Genomic DNA, 19,658 nt, shown 5'->3' with positions numbered 1-19,658 from the left:
GGGCCACGCCAAATGCCTGAGAGTATGATAAGTGAAGCTCACGCTTCTTTTGTATCTATCTCTCGGGCATTGTGTGTTAGCCCATTCTCTGAATGAAGTTCAACGCTCATCTATAGCGGCAATTCTGATGTTACAGACGAATTGTCGAACATCTTATTTTCATTTTTTGGGAATAGAAATAAATCAATTATCAGTTACTGGTGGTTATTGGTTTTATCTGTTCCAGGAGAAAATATTTGCTGCTTTTTATTGGTATTGCTAAAAGTGTATTTAAGTAAATAGGCTGCCCATCTTGTGTGTTTTTTTATGCATGAGGTGGGGGCTTCTATTGCATATTTACGCTTTTGGTATGTTTCGTTGTGTTTACGAAAATGAGTAATGGCAAGTAAGTATAGATTTATTGATTTATTTTGTGGCATTGGTGGCTTCCGGTTGGCTTTGGAAAGATTGGGGGCAAAATGTGTTTTCTCTTCTGATATAGATGTGTTTGCTCAGCAAACATATTTTGATAATTTTGGTGAAAAACCATTTGGGGATATAACGCAAATAGAAGCGAAAGATATTCCTTCTTTTGATATTCTGACAGCTGGATTTCCATGTCAGCCTTTTAGTTATGCAGGTTTGTGTAAGGGTTTTGAAGATCAAACACGAGGTACGCTATTTTTTGATGTCTGTCGAATCTTGGCTTATCATAGACCTAAGATGTTTTTTTTAGAAAATGTAAAGGGACTTGTATCGCACAATGGAGGTAATACTATCAAGGTAATATTGGATAATCTTAAGAAATTGGGATATGATGTGCATTGGAAGGTTTTAAGTTCTTTGGATTTTGGTTTGCCTCAGAAAAGAGAGCGTTGGTATTGTGTTGGCTTTGATAAAAAAGTGAATTTTGAATTTCCTCAGCCTTTGGCTATAAGTCCTACATTGCGTGATATCGTAGATTTAAATGATGACACTCCTGCGTTAAAGTTGAGCAAGTTTGAACATGATAGAATACAATATCATTTTGCTCATTGTCATGAAGAAGAGAGGGTACAACATGATAACTCCAAGTATGCTCCTAATACTAAAAAAGGAAAATATGGAGTCTATTCTTTCCAAAAGCCTGATGGTTCTTTGAGATTTCATGTTGGTGATGCCGCTAAGACCCAAATTCAGGAAGCTTTCTATGCGTGTTTGGATACTTATGCGCCAACTATCATTGCAGGAAGAACTCCAAAACTTTGGGATATAGATCGGAAGCTATCTGTTTTGGAGGCTAAACGTTTGCAGGGCTTTCCTGACGATTTTAAGTTTACTGTGTCTGATAATCAGGCCTATAAACAACTTGGAAATTCTGTAAGTGTTCCTGTTATAGAAAAAATTGCACAAAATATGATAATGGCATATAATAATTAAAGCTTATGTATTACTTATCAAAAGAAACTGCTGTACAAGCGTTCAATTCCTTAATAGGAAAAGTTGAGAACAAGTTTTGGGGATTGCTTGGCATATTAAAAACCATAAAGTCTGATGCCATTCATTCCAATACGACTTATGGCATGCTAGATGGAGATTTAGCGTTTTGGCTTGACTCTCAATTTTATCTTTCTGATTATAATGGAAATTATGGCAGTTCTAATCTATACGTTAAATTTTCAGATAAATGGATAGAGTATGTCAACGAAAGGTTCTTTAAAGAAAGAATTAATGTTTATTCTTTAATTGCCTTTTTGTATAAATACGAGAGTTTTGAAGTAATACCTTCAAATGTTGATTTGCTATCTAGATTTAGTGATGATTATCATTTGGGTAGTGAAATTATAAATGAATGGTTTGATACAACACCGCTGCATCTAGATTTTGATGTAGAAGTGTTGAATTCTTCTGTGTATAAAGCTTTGCTTGGAATTTCTAATAATACCATCTCTTTTGACAAACCATATTCAGTAACAGCTCGTGCTGGTGAATTATCGCGAGCTCCTTTTTTACAGACTCTTTATGCAGGAATGGATAGCATCAAATGTTTATTGATTTTAAGAGAGAATATTGATGAATATTATTCTAGCACCAAACAATCAAAGGAATATGGTAAATTCTGTTCTGAAATTAGCCAGGCTTATCGCCCTTATATCACAGCCATCAAGTCGAAGCCTTTCCTTCTCTTGGCAGGTATCTCAGGTACTGGTAAGAGTAGAATCGTTCGTGAATTGGCTCGTGCTTGTTGGGATGTTGATTCTCCTGAATATAAGGAGCATAAGCCAAAGAATTTTGAGATGGTACAGGTGAAACCTAATTGGCATGACTCATCTGAACTTATTGGGTATGTAAGCCGAATTAATGGCGAACGTTTTGTAGTTGGCCCATTTCTCCGATTTATGGTTAAGGCTATCCATGACCCAAAGCATCCTTATTTCTTATGTCTGGATGAGATGAATCTTGCTCCTGTAGAACAATACTTTGCTGAGTTCTTGAGTGTGATAGAAAGCAGGCAAGTTGATGAAGATGGCGTTGTTGTAACAGATCCGATTGTTGATTATGAACAGACTGAAGCTTATAAAAATTTGATAGATCAACTCTTTGTAGATAATGACGAAGAAAGAAATCTATATTTGAAAGAAGAAGGTGGAAAGCGATTAACAATCCCCCAGAACCTCATTATCGTGGGAACCGTCAATATGGACGAAACAACCTTTTCTTTCTCCCGAAAAGTTCTCGACAGAGCCATGACCATCGAAATGAATGAGGTGGATTTATATGGTGGCTTAACTTCCCGACACGAACAGATAGGAAAACTCAACTTTGAAGACTTGGTAGGAGATAAGGTGGAGGGTGTTGACGTGTATAAGGAAAACCAGGAGGTTTGCAACCAGGCGATACAGTACTTACAGGAAATCAATGCAGTATTGGAAGGTACACCTTTTAAGATAGCTTATCGAACCCGTAACGAGTTCTTGCTTTATGTGGTCAATAATTTGCCTTATCGTAAAAATAGTCAAGGTTTGGAAATGACGCAAAATGAAGTCGTGGCCCGTGCTTTGGATGAAATTACTTCTATGAAAATCCTATCTAGAATAGAAGGCGATGAGGAGAAGGTAAAGGCGGAGTTGCTCGCTTCTTTAAAGGAAGTTGTTTCGAAGATGTTGCCGGAAAACATGAGAGATAGTTCTGTTTCTCTGGCTAAGTTGGATGAAATGGAAAAGAAACTTAGTTCAGGTTACACTAGTTTTTGGAGTTAACGGTAATGGAACTTTTAAGAATCAAGCATCACGACTTTGTGATGACCATAGAATGCACCAAGTTTGATGCTATTTGGGATAAAGCGAAGAGGAATGTAGGGGAAGACAAACTTTCCTCCACATATTCCTGGTCGGATGGTGTTGAACTGGTGGAGCGGTATTTGAATGACCAATCCACTTCTAAGGTGATATTAAAAGATTCTTCTGCTCCTGCCATATTCTTTGATAATGCAGACTATCCGATATGGGTGGAGTTTGAGGAAAAGAATGATGCCAAGATTGTAGATGCACATTTTGGTTCCATCTTGCAGAATGAAAACGATAGGTTCAGTTTCCGTCATGGTATGTTGGCTGGCTTTCTGAATTTCGGCAATGAGATAGGACGTTCTGAAATCTGTTTTGATTATATTGTCAAGAGAAAGAAATCAGATGGTGTATCTTCTGAGCTCATCAAAAGAAAGTTTTCATTCTCCTTCGAGGTGTTGAGTACCAAATTGGATTATCATTCTCATTGGAAGAAAATTGTAGAGGATATTGAGCAAGAGTATCGGATGCTCTCGCTTGATTTTCTAAAACGGACCTATCATAGCTTTGCTCCTGATAAACAGGGAGAAACACCAGAGATTATATGGTGGAGTATCTTTGCTGGTGAACAAAAGAAGTTCTTGGAGGCTTGTCGGCACATTATCGACCGACCACGTCATCGCTTGCATGGCAGGGAAACTTATCTGCGGGCTGATAAGTTGCGGCGGATTCCGATGTCTCTTGAAAATGAAATAGCTGAGCATCGCAAAGAACCCGCTCATCTTTATCGTATCACCGAAAAAATAGAGTCGAATGATACCCAGGAAAATCGATTCCTGAAATTTGCTTTATCGCAGATTACGAGTAAGTATGAACTCTTAAAAACTCGTATAGAGCAGGTTAAGGAGGTTTCTGATGCTACTAAGCAAGAACTTCAGGCAACTTATGTTTCCCTGAATCGATTAAGGAAAAATCCTTTCTTCCGAACTGTTGGGCGTTTCAAGGGGTTGAATCAGGAAAGCATGGTTCTTCAGAAAGCTACGGGATATAGTCAGGTTTATCGGATTTGGAATTTGCTCCGTGAGGCTTATTCGCTAAACGAAGGCATCTATCGGTTGCAATCCAAGGACATCGCCACGCTTTATGAAATATGGTGTTTCATAGAGGTGAGCCACATAGTAAAGAAGGAGTTGAATCTGGATATGGATGATGTGGAACATCGCAACCGAATGGAACTGAATGGTCTGTTTACCTGGGAGTTGGGTAAGGGAGAGCATTCTCGTATTCTCTTTAGAAAAGATGGGGTAGAACTTGCCGAATTGGTATATAATCCGAAAAGTACGGAGCAGACCAACGATAGTATTGGAATGCAGAATCTGATAGTGCCAACGGTTCCTCAGAAGCCAGATATAGTGTTGCAACTTACCAAGAATGATCTGCAGAAAGATATGAAGATGACTTATCTCTTCGATGCGAAATATCGGATAGCCAACAAGAATGCGAGTGGAGTAGATGTGCCGCCGGATGATGCCATCAATCAGATGCATCGTTATCGTGATGCCATTTATTATCGTGATTATGTTGAGGCTCCGCTAAAGAAGGAAGTGATTGGTGGATACATCCTTTTTCCTGGTGATGGTGAACCGGCGAAGGTGGAGGTTTCAAAGTTCTATCAGACTATCAAGGAGGTGAACATAGGTGCTTTTCCGCTTCGTCCGAACGATAGCGAAAACAGAAAATTGCTTGAAGGTTTTATCCGGGAACTGATAGAAACGAAGGCGAAGGATACCGTGCAGCATGTGATTCCGCAGAAGGGTACTGTAATGGAAGTGGATAATCGGGTGTTGGTTGGTGTGGTTCGTCCGAGTCATCGGCGTGGGTACGAAAAGAGTTTTTTGAATCAATCTGCCACCTTATATTATACGGGTGCCAAGTTCCCGTCAACCATAGCATTGCAGGATCTTCATTATTTCGTGCCGTATATCAAGGGTAAGGGGATTCGTGATGTGTATGAGATTGTAAGAATGAGAACCATTACGGGTAAAGAGGCAAAGCAGGATGAAGGGGCTGATGCAACAGATGATTTGCGTTTGGCCTTTGAACTTCGTTTTTCTCGCCAGTTGTATAAGGAATATCGTATGATTGATGTCTTGCAAATGAAAGACCTGACGTTTCTGGATACGACATTTAGCGATATTGATGGTTATGTTTCATCGCGTATGTAGGAAAAAGTTTTTCTATTTTATTTCCACATCTGCCACGCAGATTGTAAGTATTTGATACACAGAAAGAAATGGGTGGCAATAAGACGTATTCTTATTGTCACCTATTGTCACCTATTGCCACGGATTTCTAGAAGACGCAAGGCAATGCAGATAGCTGCTGCATAATGGTCTTTGCCATGCGGGAGTGGCCGGCATCATTAGGATGAAGACGGTCGGTATCCGGCTTGTTAAACATCTGCGCACCAGCATCGTAAAGAGGGAAGAGACCGGAAAGGGAGTTGAGGTCGATGACCGGAACTGCCCAGACATTGCCTGTTTCCTTGATAGCTTTCACGTATTCATCGAAGAAGATGCCACGCGCATTCTCGTACATCTCATCTGGCTGGATGTTCTTGTCACCACTGGCAAAGAGAGCACGATGCACAGGAGTCATCACCACGATTTGCTTGGTAGGATACATCTGCTTCAACTTCGACATGGCGATGTTGATGCGACCTTTTAATGTATTCTTGTCCATGCAGAAGTGGCGGTGGCGGCGCTGTACCATTTCGCTTGGCTTGTGGCGGGCTACTCTCACGCTGTCGAAAGTCTCCGTATACCATTCGCCTACAGGCACACCGTTGTTGTAATCGTTGGTTCCCATAAAGATGAGGATGGCATCAAAATCATCACCATGTTCCTTCTGCAGTTGGTCTGCCTGACGGGGAATATCGTTCCACTGTCTGCCGCTCACACCATAAACGTAAGGGGTGATGCCGAGCCAATCCTGCAGGAATCCCCAGTATTTTACTTTTGATGCCTTGATGTTAGGGTCGGTGATGGAGTCGCCGAAGTAAGCCACCTTCTTTCCCTTCCAGGGATGCTGAAGGTTCCTGAAAGCCTTTTCTTTTTCGGCAATTTCTTTCTTGCTCATCGCCTTCTGGGCGAAGGCGGGTAGGGTTGGCATTGCCAGAGTGAGGGCGAGTGCCAGGGTAATCATTGTTTGTTTCTTCATTGCTAGTTTGTTTTTAATTCTTTTTCTGAGTGCAAAGGTACGGCAAAAATCTCAAACGGGGCAACATTTATTGTTTAAATATCAGTCTTTTTCTGTTTTTTTTTGTAATTTTGCAGCCGCTAATAGAAATGAGTATTTATAATAGGTATATTATTAAGGATGACAGTCAGTTTGAGTAATTTAAGTAATTTGAGTGATTTGGCGCGCAAGCGAGTGGCGGTTGCGGCTTATTATTTTGTGCCGGGAGTAGTGTTTGCCAGTTGGGCAAGCCGTATTCCGGATGTAAAACAGATGTTGCATCTGAGCAACGGCCAGTTGGGAACGGTGCTTTTCGCCATTCCTATCGGCCAACTTCTGATGATGGCTTTCTCGGGTATCCTGGTGAGTAGATTTGGCAGCAAGAAGATGCTGGTTCTCTCTGAGGTGCTCTATGCCCTGGTTCTTTTTTGCATCGGTAGCAGTACTACGGTTTTTCATCTGATTTTGAGTCTTATTGCTTTCGGAATGATGGCGAATCTGATGAACATTGCCACCAATACGCAGGCATGTCTGGTAGAGAAGATGTATGGGCGCAACATCATGTCGTCGTTTCATGGTCTGTGGAGTCTGGGTGGATTCTCCGGTGGTATCATCGGTGCCATCTTTGCCAACACTTTGCTCCCGATAGATGTCCACTTTGGAACTATCCTGGCTCTGAGTATTCTCATCATTGCTGTCGGTTTCCGCTTTCTGATTAATGATGCCATGGCGAAAGCAGAAGAGGAGGATGTTCCGAAGTTCTCTTTCAAGACCATCGACCCGATTCTGTTCCTTTTGGGACTGATGGGATTTGCAGGCATGTTCTGTGAAGGTACCGTTTACGATTGGAGTAGCGTATATTTTTCATCAGTAGTAAAACCCGATGAGGCTTTTATCCGTGCGGGCTATGTGGCTGGTATGGGTGCGATGACGTTGGGTAGATTCATGGCTGATGGGTTTGTTACGAAATACGGCCCAGCCAGAGTATTGAAGGTTTGTGGTGGTTTGATATTGGGCGGTTTGTGGCTGGCTGCTGCCTTGCCTTATCTCATTCCTGCCACCTTGGGTTTCCTGCTGGTAGGTTTCGGCATCTCTTCGTCGGTTCCTATCTGTTACAGTATCGCCGGAAAATTGGGAACCATCAAGGCGAGCATCGCTATTACCATCGTTTCGAGCATCAGCTTCTTCGGTTTCCTGGTAGGACCTCCGGTTATCGGATGGCTTGCTGAGGCTACCGGTCTCCGCATTGCCATCAGCATTGCCGCCTGCCTGGGTCTGATGATAGCGTTTGTTGCCGCAAAGGTAGGAAAGAGATTATCCTGAATAAGGATACGGTTGATGTCTTCTAATGATATGATTGATGTCGTTCAGGTATATGACTGATAACGTTCTAGTATATGACTAAAGTCTTCCGAACAGTTACTTGAAGTCTTTCAGATATATAGAATAAGTCTTCTAGATATATTATATAGTAAGCCGCACAACAGCTGATGTGCGCTTGCACAACAGGTGTTGTGCAAGCGTCGCTCAGCTGTTGTGCGGCTGTCGTTCAGGTGTTGTGCGCTCTCTTTGTTTGTTTTCTTAAAGCAGACACCTTGATTATATAAACAAACTTCCTATCTGGAAGACCAGGGCTGATACTACCCATGCCAATAGCGTGGTGTAGCCGGCGGCGAAGCCTGCCCATTTCCAACTGCCCGTCTCGCCCTTAATGGCGGCAATGGTGGCGATGCAAGGGAAGTAGAGCAATACGAAGAGGAGGAAACTGTAGGCGGTGAGCGTTGCCTTCGCTGCTGCCTCGGCATCGCTGTAACCGTAGGTCTTCTTCAAATCAGAAGTTATCTGCTTCTTCAAAACCTCATATTTTCCGTCTTTATCGTTGTAATCCTGATCGTCAGAGAAACTGTCGTTGTTGCTGTAGAGCACGCCCATTGTTGAGGCTACAATCTCCTTGGCACCTACACCGGATACCAAGCCCACATCCAGTTTCCAGTCGAAACCCTGTGGGGTGAAGATAGGCACGATGGTCTTACCGATTCTGCCGATATAGCTCTGTTCCTGCTGAGCCTGGTTATCAAGTTCTTCATTATGAGGGAAATAACCCAAAGCCCATACGATGATACTTGCCACAAGGATGATACCACCCATCTTCTTCAAGTACTGCTTACCCTTTTCCCAGGTATGGCGGCCTATCGCCTTCCAGGTAGGGAAGCGGTAAGGAGGCAGCTCCATTACGAATGGGGTATCTTCGCCCTTCACCACGAAACTGGCTAAGATACGGCTCAATATCACGGCTAGGAAGATGCCGATGAGATAGAGCGATACCATGATGAGTGAACGGTATTGGATGGCAAAGAACGTTCCGATGACCATGATGTAGATTGGCAGACGAGCCGAACAGCTCATCAATGGCAGAATCAGCATCGTAATCAGACGGGAACGGTGACTCTCGATGGTTCTTGTTGCCATCACGGCAGGTACGTTACATCCGAATCCCATAATCAGCGGAATGAATGATTTGCCATGCAGGCCCATCTTGTGCATCAGCTTATCCATGATGAAGGCTGCACGAGCCATATATCCCGAATCCTCCATATAAGAGATGAAAAAATACAGAATCAATATCTGTGGCAGGAATACGATGACCGCACCAACACCACCAATCACACCATCTACCAGCATATCCTTCACTGGTCCATCCGGCATTGTGGTACTGATGAATTCTCCCAACCATGCCACGCCGTCCTCAATCCATCCCTTAGGAATCTCGCCCAGTACGAAGGTGACTGAGAACATGATGAACAGCAGGAGAATGAAGATAGGGAATCCTACATATTTATTGGTCAGGATGCTGTCGATGAGGTGGGTTACCTGATAGGTATCCTTCGCCTTGCCCGGTTCATAGCCTGCTTCCTGCAATGCGCCATGAATGAAACCGTATTTGGCATCCATGATGGCGGTTTCGCTATCTTCCAGGCTCTCTTCCTTCACACGTTTGGCAGCCTCATCACGGGCTGCGAAGATTTCCTTTGCCGATTTCAGTTGGCTGACGTATTCCTCGGCATGCTTATCATTCTCCAATAACTTGATGGAGAGGTATCGGGTGGAGTAACGCTGGCGGATGGAGTCATCTGCCTTCAGATATTTCTGGATATGTTCGATGCCGTGCTCTATTTCATGTCCGTGGTTGATGTGGATATGGCGATAGTGAGCGCTGGAATCTTCCTTGCCTTCGTAGAGTTCAATGATGGTCTCGAAGAGCTTGTCCACGCCTCGGCCATTGGTGAAGACGGTAGGAATCATCGAGATACCGAAGAGTTCGCCCAGTTTGTCGTAGTCGATGTTATCGCCACGCTTCTCGGTTTCATCAAACATATTGAGGGCGCAGACCATGCGGATGTGCATGTCTATCAACTGTGTGGTGAGATAGAGATTGCGCTCCAGGTTGCTGGTGTCGATGACGTTGATGACGATATCCGGCGTATGCTCGATGAGCTGCTTGCGCACATAGAGTTCTTCTGGAGAATAGGCTGAAAGCGAATAGGTGCCCGGCAAATCTACCAGGTTGAAGTGATAGCCGTTGTATTCGGCTTCGCCCACCTTGGCATCCACGGTTACTCCGCTGTAGTTGCCCACACGTTCGTGAGCACCCGATGCGAAGTTGAAGAAGGAAGTCTTACCGCAGTTTGGGTTACCTACCAGTGCCACATTGATGACGCGGTGGAGTCTTTCTGCTTCCTGTTCAGCCAAGGCTTCGTTGCTGGCAGAGTCTTTTCTTTCAGCCACGAGCATCTTGTCGCCGAGTGCCTGCTCGTCGCTATCGTTGGAATCTACTGCTTTTGAGTTAATTACCTGTTGGCGGTCTTCTTCTTCCGCCTTGCTGAGCTTTGCATCGTTCTTGGCTTCATCAATGGAAACCACCTCGATATGGTCGGCTTCGCTGTGGCGGAGAGAAACTTCATAGCCCATGATCTTGTATTTTACAGGGTCTTGGAGTGGGGCGTTCAGAAGCACATCTACCTTCTTGCCCTTGATGAATCCCATCTCGATGACTCTCTTTCTGAAGCCACCGTGTCCTGATACCTTGACGATAACGGCGCTTTCACCTGTTTTAAGTTCTGATAATTTCATATATCTTTCCTTGTTTTAATCTTGTTCTTTTCTTTGGGGCATAACCTCATGGTCAGCTTTTTTTCTTTTCGACTGCAAAAATACTAATAATTTTTTGCAACTTGGTAGCAATAATGTAGTTTTAAAATAAAAATACCTAGAAATGATGAGAGTATCATCAAATCTAGGTATTCTTATCATTATTTCTGATGATGAATGTTCTTATACCTTATTATATATATAAGAGCATCATCATTTATTGTGATTACAGGTTTCTGCCGTGGCAGTTCTTAAACTTCTTGCCGCTTCCGCATGGACATGGGTCGTTAGGACGTGGCATGTGCTCTGCACGGTAAGGAGTGCGGTTTACCTGTGCGCCCTCTCGGGTATCCTGGTTAGCAGCTGCCTCCTGTGCCTCACGCTCTGCATCCAAATCTACCTTGCTCTCAACATAGTTCTGCTGAGTGTGCTGCTCAGGAGCTGCCTCCTGAACTGGCTGCTCTTGCTCCATTACTGGAATCTGACCACGCATCAGGATACTTGCAATACGGTCGTACATGTCATTGATCATGGCATCCCAAACCTTGGCACTCTCCAACTTAAAGATGAGGAGAGGATCCTTCTGCTCGTAGCTTGCATTCTGTACAGAGTGCTTCAGTTCGTCAAGCTTGCGGAGGTTCTCCTTCCAGTCGTCATCGATAATCTGGAGAACAACGCTCTTCTCAAACTCCTTCACTACGTTCTTAGCCTCGCTCTCGTATGCCTCCTTGAGGTTGCAAGGAATATTGTACATGCGCTTGCCGTCTGTGATAGGCACCATGATGCGCTCGTATATAGCACCCTGGTTTTCGTATACCTGCTTGATGATAGGCATAGCTGTAGCCTGGATGCGGTCTGTCTTACGCTTGAATGTAGCCATAGCCTCCTGGAAAGCACGCTCTGCCAAATCCTCACGTCTGCCGTTCTCATACTCATCCTCGTTGAATGGAATCTCCATAGCGAGAACTTTCAGGAACTCTTCCTTGGCACCGAAGAAGTCGTTGTTGTTAACGATGTTCAATACGCGGTCCCAGATGATGTTGGCAATATCCATACCGATACGCTCACCCATGAGGGCGTGGCGACGCTTCTCGTAGATAACGGTACGCTGACGGTTCATCACGTCATCATACTCCAAGAGGTGTTTACGGATACCGAAGTTGTTTTCCTCAACCTTGCGCTGAGCACGCTCGATACTCTTGCTGATCATTGGGCTCTCGATACGTTCGCCATCCTCGAAACCGAGACGGTCCATTACCTTGGCGATACGCTCTGAAGCGAAGAGACGCATCAGCTTATCCTCCAATGATACATAGAATACTGAAGAACCTGGGTCACCCTGACGACCGGCACGACCACGGAGCTGACGGTCTACACGACGGCTCTCATGACGCTCTGTACCGATGATGGCAAGACCACCTGCAGCCTTTACCTCTGGAGTCAGCTTGATATCGGTACCACGACCTGCCATGTTGGTAGCAATGGTTACGGCACCCTTACCGTTTACTGAGCGACCTGCCTCGGCTACAATCTGAGCCTCCTGCTGGTGCAGCTTAGCGTTCAATACATTATGAGGAATGTTGCGCATCTTCAACATCTTGCTCAACAACTCAGAAATCTCGACAGATGTTGTACCTACCAAGACTGGGCGGCCAGCATTACGTGTTTCCTCGATTTCGTCGATAACTGCACGATATTTCTCGCGGGCAGTCTTGTATACACGGTCATCCAAGTCCTTACGCTGGATAGGGCGGTTGGTTGGAATCTCAACAACATCGAGTTTGTAGATATCCCAGAACTCACCTGACTCTGTACTTGCTGTACCGGTCATACCTGCGAGTTTGTGGTACATACGGAAGTAGTTCTGAAGTGTGATGGTAGCAAAGGTCTGTGTAGCAGCCTCTACCTTTACGTGCTCCTTAGCTTCAATAGCCTGGTGCAAACCATCGCTCCAGCGACGGCCTTCCATGATACGTCCTGTCTGCTCATCCACAATCTTCACCTGTCCGTCCATGACAACATATTCGTCGTCCTTATTGAACATGGTGTAACCCTTCAGGAGCTGCTGCAAGGTGTGAACACGTTCGCTCTGTACACCATAGTGAGCCAGCATCTCGTCTTTCTTGTCAAGACGCTCCTGGTCGGTAAGGTCTGTACGTGCCTCGAGTTCACTCATTTCTGTTGTGATATCAGGCAATACGAAGAGTTCCTTGTCGTTTACCTGCTTAGCCAACCAGTCGGTTCCCTTATCGGTCAGGTCGGCAGAATTCATTTTCTCGTCTACTACGAAGTACAATGGCTCAGTAGCCTTAGGCATCTCACGGTTGTTGTTTGCCATGTAGTACTCCTCGGTCTTCAGCAGACCAGCCTTGATACCTTCCTCAGAAAGATACTTGATCAATGGCTTGTTCTTAGGCAATGCCTTGTAAGAACGGAAGAGTGCGAGGAAGCCTTCATCAAGGAGTTCCTGATTCTTAGCTTTTGTACCTTCGTTAATCTTCTGCTTAGCCTCGGCGAGCAATTCTGTAGCCTGCTTGCGCTGTACCTCATAAAGTTTCTCAACCAATGGCTGATACTGCTCAAACATCTGATCGTCGCCCTTTGGAATAGGACCAGAGATGATCAATGGGGTACGGGCATCATCAATCAATACTGAGTCGACCTCATCGACGATGGCGTAGTTGTGCTGGCGCTGTACCAGATCGGCTGGGTTGGTAGCCATGTTATCACGAAGATAATCGAAACCGAACTCGTTGTTGGTACCAAAGGTGATATCTGCCAGGTATGCCTTGCGACGCTCGTCGGAATTAGGACGGTGCTTGTCGATACAATCTACAGAGAGACCGTGGAACATATAGAGAGGTCCCATCCACTCAGAGTCACGCTTAGCCAAATAGTCGTTCACGGTAACGACGTGAACACCATTGCCTGTGAGGGCGTTCAGGAAGATAGGAGTTGTACCTACAAGGGTCTTACCCTCACCGGTAGCCATCTCGGCAATCTTACCCTGATGGAGAACAACACCACCGAAGAGCTGTACATCGTAGTGAATCATTTCCCACTTCATATCATTACCGCCGGCTGTCCAGTGGTTGTGATAGATAGCCTTGTCGCCATCGATGGTAACGAAGTCGTTAGCTGGATTAGAAGCCAGCTCGCGGTCGAAGTCGGTAGCAGTAACTATTGTTTCCTCGTTCTCAGCGAAACGGCGAGCAGTATCCTTAACGATAGCGAAAACCTGAGGCAAAACCTCGTTGAGGGCTTCCTCATACTTGTCGAGTGCTTCCTGCTCTAACTTGTCGATCTGGTTGAAGATACCTTCACGCTCATCAATAGGAGTGTCTTCAATTTTAGCCTTGAGTTCAGCAATCTTAGCCTTCTCTTCCTTGGCGTACTCCTGTACGTACTTCTGAAGTTCTTTTGTTTTTGCACGAAGTTCGTCATTGCTTAAGGCCTGCATCTTAGGATACTCTGCCTTGATCTTTTCTACGATTGGCTGGATCAACTTCATATCGCGAGTTGACTTGTTGCCAAACAATGACTGGAGAATTTTGTTAAAGTTCATTGTATATTTATTTTTTATTATTATTCGATGATGTTTGGGAGTAAAATCTCCTGTTGTTTATTACTAGCTTGCAAATTTACTAAAAATATCTGTAAATCTGCAAGGAATTGCCAATTATTACCTGTTTTTATGGCAAATCTTCTGAGTTTTGCTTACTGAAAGCATAAAATCAGCAGTCTGGACCTCGAATAACAATACTCCCATACGGAACTTTGTATCTATGCTCCGTAGGGGAATCATAATAAATATGTGAATGAATGCCTGTCAGAATGTCAGAAGAATTGGCGGCAAGTGTTGCCGACAGGATAGGATGATGCGTAGCGATGCTCTCATCTTCTGATGCCGCTTTGATGGCTTTGAGCACGCAGAGAATGTCCTCCTCCAATGCCTTCGCCTCCGGTTGCTGGATGAATTCATCGTAGGATATATCCGTAAGCGCAAACTTCAGCGCCTGCTGATAAGTCTGCGCCTCCATGCCGGTTGCCGCCAGGACAACCAAAAGGGCTGTGATATATCTGTTTACCATCATTGTTGTTTATCTTCTTCTGTACGGAAAACGATATTGTGCCAATCGTTTCCTTACGTATATTTTTATGTCTATTTATTCTTTCTGAATTTCTTTACGATATGCTTCTGCAAACCGTAATTGTTTGGACTTAAATCCATCATGGTCGACTTGACGCAGTATCTCGCTAGCAAAGAAAGTGCCAAAATACTCATACCCTCAGCATAGTTCTGCCATATCTGCATGAACAGGGCAATGAGCAGAAGCCATCCCAGAAGTTCGAAATACCAATACTGACGACCTGCTTTCATCCTCTTGACAGTCTTCCAGGCAAAGATGAGGTTGAGCGGATTCAGTATCAGAATCTGGAAATTTATCTGTACAGTAGGATGCTGCGAGAAGATCATGGCAAAGAGAATCAGTCCCGGTAATCCTGTCAGAACAAGCAGGATGGCATCAAACCACCAGTAGTTTTTCTTTTTTACACATTCTCTTACCGTTGTTCCTATGATGATGATTGCCAGAGCTATGGCTATCATTTGTGGTGTAACAGGAGTATCGTCTATTATTTGTGCCTGGGCTGGGATAATATCGGATGTTTCATCTACCAGAGTGATATAGCCGCTGGCACTTGTTGCATTGGTCTTGCCGTCTGCAGTCTGAGATGCATCAATAAAGTCGGTTCTTCCTTCTGTGGCAAAGTCTTTGCTCAGATTGTCTGGCAAGAATTCCCATTCTCTTTGTGTGATAGGGCGGTCTGCCTGACAGCCCAAAAGAAGGTCATTACCGAATCTTGCCCAGCGGTGCTGTCCGTTGAGCTTGTGAATCTCTTCCCTGTAGGTAGAAGTGGTAGGGATATCTTTAAAGTTGGTACTCTGGTTTCCAATGTTGGAGAGAATCATCTCGCGTGCCCGGGTCGTACAATTATCATAGAAGAAATTGTAGCGGTATACGCGGTTCTCCGGCTGTGCATTCTTGTCGATGCTTCTCAGAATTCCCAGTTTCTCTGTACGGGAGAGGCGGAGACGTTGCTGTCTTACCCATCTGCCTTCATGTGCATATTCGGCAATGAAGTCGCTCATAGGGTAGATGCCAATCTGATAGTCGGTGAGTCCGAAAACAAAACGGAGTACGAAGCAACTTTGGTTAAAACTGAACATACCCCAGTTGACGGCAACATCCGTTCCCATAGCTTTGTTCTGGATGCGTAGAGCGGTATGTCCATAATACGACCACACCTCCTGACCTGGTCCGCAAGTCAGGAGAGATATGTCAACAGAATCGAGCCACGCAGTAGCTTCTTCATTGACACGACTGTTCTGCACAGAAATATCAGAGTCCTTGTCTCTTGAAAAATCCTGTGCAGCCACTTCAGTAGTTAAATTGATTAAAATTACTGCTAAAATGGCACTAAAAATATGCTTAAAACGTTTCACGATGCAAAAATACCTTATTATTTTCAATTATCCTTCTTTTTTCTAGATTTTTTTTAATACTTTTGCACTCTGAATATAATTTTGAATGATTATTAAAGAATGAGAAAGCTTTTTTTAGCAACCCTATTGTTGGGTTCAGCCCTTATGGTTAATGCCCAAAGTGGTACTAATTCGCCATACAGCCAGTATGGTCTTGGCATCTTGTCAGACCAGACTTCTGGTTTTAATCGCGGTATGAATGGAGTCGGTCTTGGCTTTCATGAGCATAATCAGGTAAACTATCTCAACCCTGCATCTTATGCTTCGATTGATTCTATGACTTTCATCCTTGATGCCGGCATCTCTGGTCAGGTGACAAATTTTGAAGAGAATGGTGTGAAGAAGAATGCCAACAACTCAAATTTTGAGTATGTTGTTGCAGGCTTCCGCTTGCTGCCACATGTAGGTATGAGCTTCGGTATCATTCCTTTTACCAATGTTGGCTATAATTATTCTGCATCAGAATGGGTGAATGCTGACAAGGAAGCTTACTATACTAATACTTATTCCGGCGATGGTGGTTTGCATCAGGCATACATCGGCGCTGGTTGGGAACCGGTCAAGGGCTTGGCCGTAGGTGCCAACTTCTCATATCTCTGGGGTAGTATAGACAGAAGTGTAGCAAACAGCTACAGCAATTCTTATTACAAGACCCTCACCCGTTACTATTCTATGCAGGTGAACAGCTATAAGGTTGATTTCGGTGTACAGTATACCCATCAGTTCTCAAAAAAAGATTGGGCTACCGTGGGTGTCACCTTCTCGCCAGGACATGGTCTGGGAGCTTCTGCTGATATGAAAATCATTTCTAATGATACCCAGAACGGTGTTACCGATACCACCGCTTACTCTATCGGCAAGGCTTACAAGTTGCCTACCATGATTGGTGCGGGTGTGATGTGGAATCATAACAACCAGTGGAAGGTAGGCTTTGATTACAGTCTGCAGAAGTGGGGTAGCTTGGGGTATCCTAGTTTCGATGGAACCAACTACGCCTTGAAAAATGGTATCTACAAGGATAGAAGCAAGTTCAATCTCGGTGCCCAGTATTGCTATGGAGAGCGCAGCCGTGCTTTCTTCAAGCGTGTTCAGTATCGTGTAGGTGCCAGCTACGCCACACCTTATTATAAGATGAATGGTGTTGATGGTCCGAAGGAAATCTCTGTAAGTGCCGGTTTCGGTATTCCTATCATGAATTCTTACAACAACCGCTCTATGCTGAATATCAGCGGTCAGTGGGTGAAGAGTTCGGCTAAGGATCTGATTAAGGAAAATTCTTTCCGTATCAATATCGGATTCACATTCAACGAGGATTGGTTTAAGAAGTGGAAGATGGATTAATCTTCCGCTTATATATAATAATGTATAGAATCTCTATATAATAATGTATAGAATAAAAGGCTCTTATGTTGTCGGTATCCTGATGTTCCTGATTTTGGCTGGTTGCCAGAACCAGGTAGAACATACTGCGCCCGCCATCCGTCCGCAAGACTCGGTGGCGATGATGACGTCGTATGGTGTAAATACATTGGTAAGCGACTCGGGAGTTATGAAATATCGCATCGTAACAGAACGGTGGGAGGTGAATACCAGCAAGAATCCATCTTTGTGGATCTTTGATAAGGGACTTTTGCTGGAGCAGTTTGATGAGAAATTCCATATTAATAGTTATATCCAGTGTGATACAGCTTATTATTATGATCAGCAGAAGATATGGAAGCTTTATGGTAGGGTGAGCATTCTGACCAAAGATGGTTTGCGCTTCAATAGTGAGCAACTTACCTGGGATCAGAATAAGCACGAATTGTCAAGTAACGTATTCAGTAAACTTGTTACTCCTGAAAGAACGCTACAGGGTTCTCATTTCTGGAGTGATGAAAAGATGACGCGCTATTATGTGAGCAATTCGAAGGGTAGCTTTGAAAAGGGAGACCTGACAGGAGGTGGTGGTGCCGATACGTTGAGCAGCCAGCCTGATTCTGTCAAGAATAACTTCCGTCAGCCGGCTACACCAGTCAGAGCCACTACGATTCCTATCATGCACTAATTAAAAAGAAAAAGATATAATGAATGAACAGGTGGATATGAGTTTAGTCGTAGGCATTCTCATTACGATGGTCTTCTCAGCATTCTTCAGTGGAATGGAGATTGCCTTCGTCTCTTCCAACCGTATGTTGGCGGAGATGGATAAGGAGAAAAACGGCCTTACGCAACGACTGTTATCTTTGTTTTATAATCATCCGAATGGCTTTGTCAGTACCATGCTCGTGGGCAACAATATAGCCCTTGTAGTTTATGGTATCCTGATAGCCCGTCTTTTCGACAATACGATTTTCGCAGGTTTTGATGCAGCCTTTACGGTGCCTGCAGATACCATTCTGTCTACGCTGATAGTACTCTTTACAGGTGAGTTTCTGCCAAAGACGCTTTTCAAGTCTAATCCGAACCGCTTGCTTTCTATCTTCAGTCCGATAGCTTATCTGTGCTATGTGGTATTGTGGCCTATCAGCAAGTTCAGTACTTTTTTGAGTAAGTGCCTGCTGCGTCTGATAGGTATGAAGATGGATGCAGAGGGGACAGATGAAGGCTTTTCTAAGGTAGACCTTGATTATCTTGTGCAGTCAAGTATCGATAATGCTACCAATGAAGATGAAATTAATGACGAGGTGAAGATTTTTCAGAATGCCCTTGATTTCTCCGATACTAAAGTACGCGACTGTATGGTGCCCCGTACTGAGATTCAGGCTGTTGAAATGGATACTTCTCTCGAAGAACTGCAGCAGAAATTCATAGAGAGCGGTAATTCGAAAATCATTGTATATGAAGAGGATATAGACCATATTGCGGGATATATTCACAGTTCCGAACTCTTCCACCATCCTTCACGTTGGCAGGATCATATCCGTACACTTCCTTTTGTGCCGGAAACGATGCAGGCGCAGAAACTGATGCAGACTTTTTTGCAGCAGAAGAAGTCTTTAGGTATCGTTGTAGATGAGTTTGGCGGTACTAGCGGTTTGGTGAGTCTGGAAGATATCGTGGAGGAAATCTTCGGAGATATAGAAGATGAGCACGATTCAGCCAAATATGTAGCTAAGAAAACCGATGATGGTGACTATCTCCTTTCTGCACGACTGGAGATTGACAAGGTGAACGATATGTTTGGTCTTGAACTGCCGGAAAGTGATGAATATATGACTGTAGGCGGTTTGATATTGCATGAATATCAGAGCTTTCCTAAACTCAACGAGGTGATTAAGTTTGATAATTTTGAGTTCAAGATTATCAAGTCAACATCGCGTAAAATAGAGCTTGTTAAACTCCACATCATCAAATAGCTGAGCAGGAAAAGGGAATTTTTTGCTTTTTTTGAGGTAATAGTCAAAAAAGATAGCAAAAAATTCCCTTTTCTCGTATTATTTTTGTATTTTTGCAGACAATTGGCTACTAGCATCAAAAGTGGTTCAATCTAAACTTAGGAAAAA

Annotated in this window: 12 protein-coding genes; 7 read left to right on the top strand and 5 right to left on the bottom strand. The window is 44.0% G+C overall.

The genetic code is table 11. The annotated features are described in order from the left end of the window. The first annotated feature begins 378 nt into the window (after nt 1–378). Genes dcm through F7D47_RS10705 form a run of 3 tightly spaced genes read left to right on the top strand, consistent with a single transcriptional unit; the run spans nt 379 to nt 5,467 of the window. Nucleotides 379–1,398 carry a DNA (cytosine-5-)-methyltransferase gene (gene dcm, locus F7D47_RS10715; RefSeq protein WP_153085035.1) on the top strand — a complete coding sequence of 340 codons (1,020 nt, stop codon included), beginning with the start codon at nt 379–381 and terminating at the stop codon, nt 1,396–1,398. 5 nt (nt 1,399–1,403) lie between these two features. Next, nucleotides 1,404–3,218 carry an McrB family protein gene (locus tag F7D47_RS10710; RefSeq protein ID WP_153085034.1) on the top strand — a complete coding sequence of 605 codons (1,815 nt, stop codon included), beginning with the start codon at nt 1,404–1,406 and terminating at the stop codon, nt 3,216–3,218. Nucleotides 3,219–3,223: 5 nt separating this feature from the next. Then, nucleotides 3,224–5,467, top strand: coding sequence for a DUF2357 domain-containing protein (locus tag F7D47_RS10705; RefSeq protein ID WP_153085033.1), 2,244 nt, complete (start codon nt 3,224–3,226; stop codon nt 5,465–5,467). Between the two features lie 127 nt (nt 5,468–5,594). Here the strand turns inward: F7D47_RS10705 and F7D47_RS10700 are convergent, their stop codons facing one another. Beyond that, nucleotides 5,595–6,461, bottom strand: a complete 867-nt coding sequence (locus F7D47_RS10700) for an SGNH/GDSL hydrolase family protein (protein WP_228113335.1) — start codon at nt 6,459–6,461, stop codon at nt 5,595–5,597. Between the two features lie 171 nt (nt 6,462–6,632). On the opposite strand from F7D47_RS10700, the gene F7D47_RS10695 reads away from it, so the two are divergent. Continuing rightward, nucleotides 6,633–7,802 carry an MFS transporter gene (locus tag F7D47_RS10695; protein WP_228113334.1) on the top strand — a complete coding sequence of 390 codons (1,170 nt, stop codon included), beginning with the start codon at nt 6,633–6,635 and terminating at the stop codon, nt 7,800–7,802. A 276-nt stretch (nt 7,803–8,078) separates the two neighbouring features. Here the strand turns inward: F7D47_RS10695 and feoB are convergent, their stop codons facing one another. The 4 genes from feoB to F7D47_RS10675 form a co-directional block, all read right to left on the bottom strand. Next, the gene (gene feoB, locus F7D47_RS10690) at nt 8,079–10,610 is read right to left on the bottom strand and encodes a ferrous iron transport protein B (protein ID WP_153085032.1); all 2,532 of its coding nucleotides are present in this window, start codon (nt 10,608–10,610) and stop codon (nt 8,079–8,081) included. A gap of 244 nt (nt 10,611–10,854) precedes the next feature. Then, a complete protein-coding gene (gene secA / locus F7D47_RS10685; protein ID WP_022120998.1) occupies nt 10,855–14,193 on the bottom strand; it encodes a preprotein translocase subunit SecA in 3,339 nt (1,112 codons plus the stop codon). A 169-nt stretch (nt 14,194–14,362) separates the two neighbouring features. Next, nucleotides 14,363–14,722: a hypothetical protein gene (locus F7D47_RS14975; RefSeq protein ID WP_228113333.1), complete on the bottom strand. Its 360-nt coding sequence runs from the start codon at nt 14,720–14,722 to the stop codon at nt 14,363–14,365. A 68-nt stretch (nt 14,723–14,790) separates the two neighbouring features. After that, entirely contained in the window at nt 14,791–16,068 is a 1,278-nt protein-coding gene (locus tag F7D47_RS10675; protein WP_228113332.1) for an Lnb N-terminal periplasmic domain-containing protein, read from the bottom strand. Nucleotides 16,069–16,233: 165 nt separating this feature from the next. Here F7D47_RS10675 and F7D47_RS10670 point away from each other — a divergent pair, with 165 nt between their 5' ends. The 3 genes from F7D47_RS10670 (at nt 16,234) to F7D47_RS10660 (ending at nt 19,511) form a co-directional block, all read left to right on the top strand. Continuing rightward, complete coding sequence (locus F7D47_RS10670; protein WP_153085030.1) at nt 16,234–17,514, top strand: hypothetical protein; 1,281 nt, start codon at nt 16,234–16,236, stop codon at nt 17,512–17,514. A gap of 82 nt (nt 17,515–17,596) precedes the next feature. After that, complete coding sequence (gene lptC, locus F7D47_RS10665) at nt 17,597–18,220, top strand: LPS export ABC transporter periplasmic protein LptC (RefSeq protein ID WP_373121377.1); 624 nt, start codon at nt 17,597–17,599, stop codon at nt 18,218–18,220. A gap of 19 nt (nt 18,221–18,239) precedes the next feature. Further along, on the top strand, nt 18,240–19,511 hold the full coding sequence (locus F7D47_RS10660) for a hemolysin family protein (RefSeq protein ID WP_153085029.1): 1,272 nt from the start codon (nt 18,240–18,242) through the stop codon (nt 19,509–19,511). The last annotated feature ends 147 nt before the right edge of the window (nt 19,512–19,658 follow it).

Source organism: Segatella copri, from assembly GCF_009494835.1.
In the GTDB taxonomy this organism is placed as follows: Bacteria; Bacteroidota; Bacteroidia; order Bacteroidales; family Bacteroidaceae; genus Prevotella; species Prevotella copri_F.
This window is presented reverse-complemented; position numbering and strand designations above follow the sequence as displayed.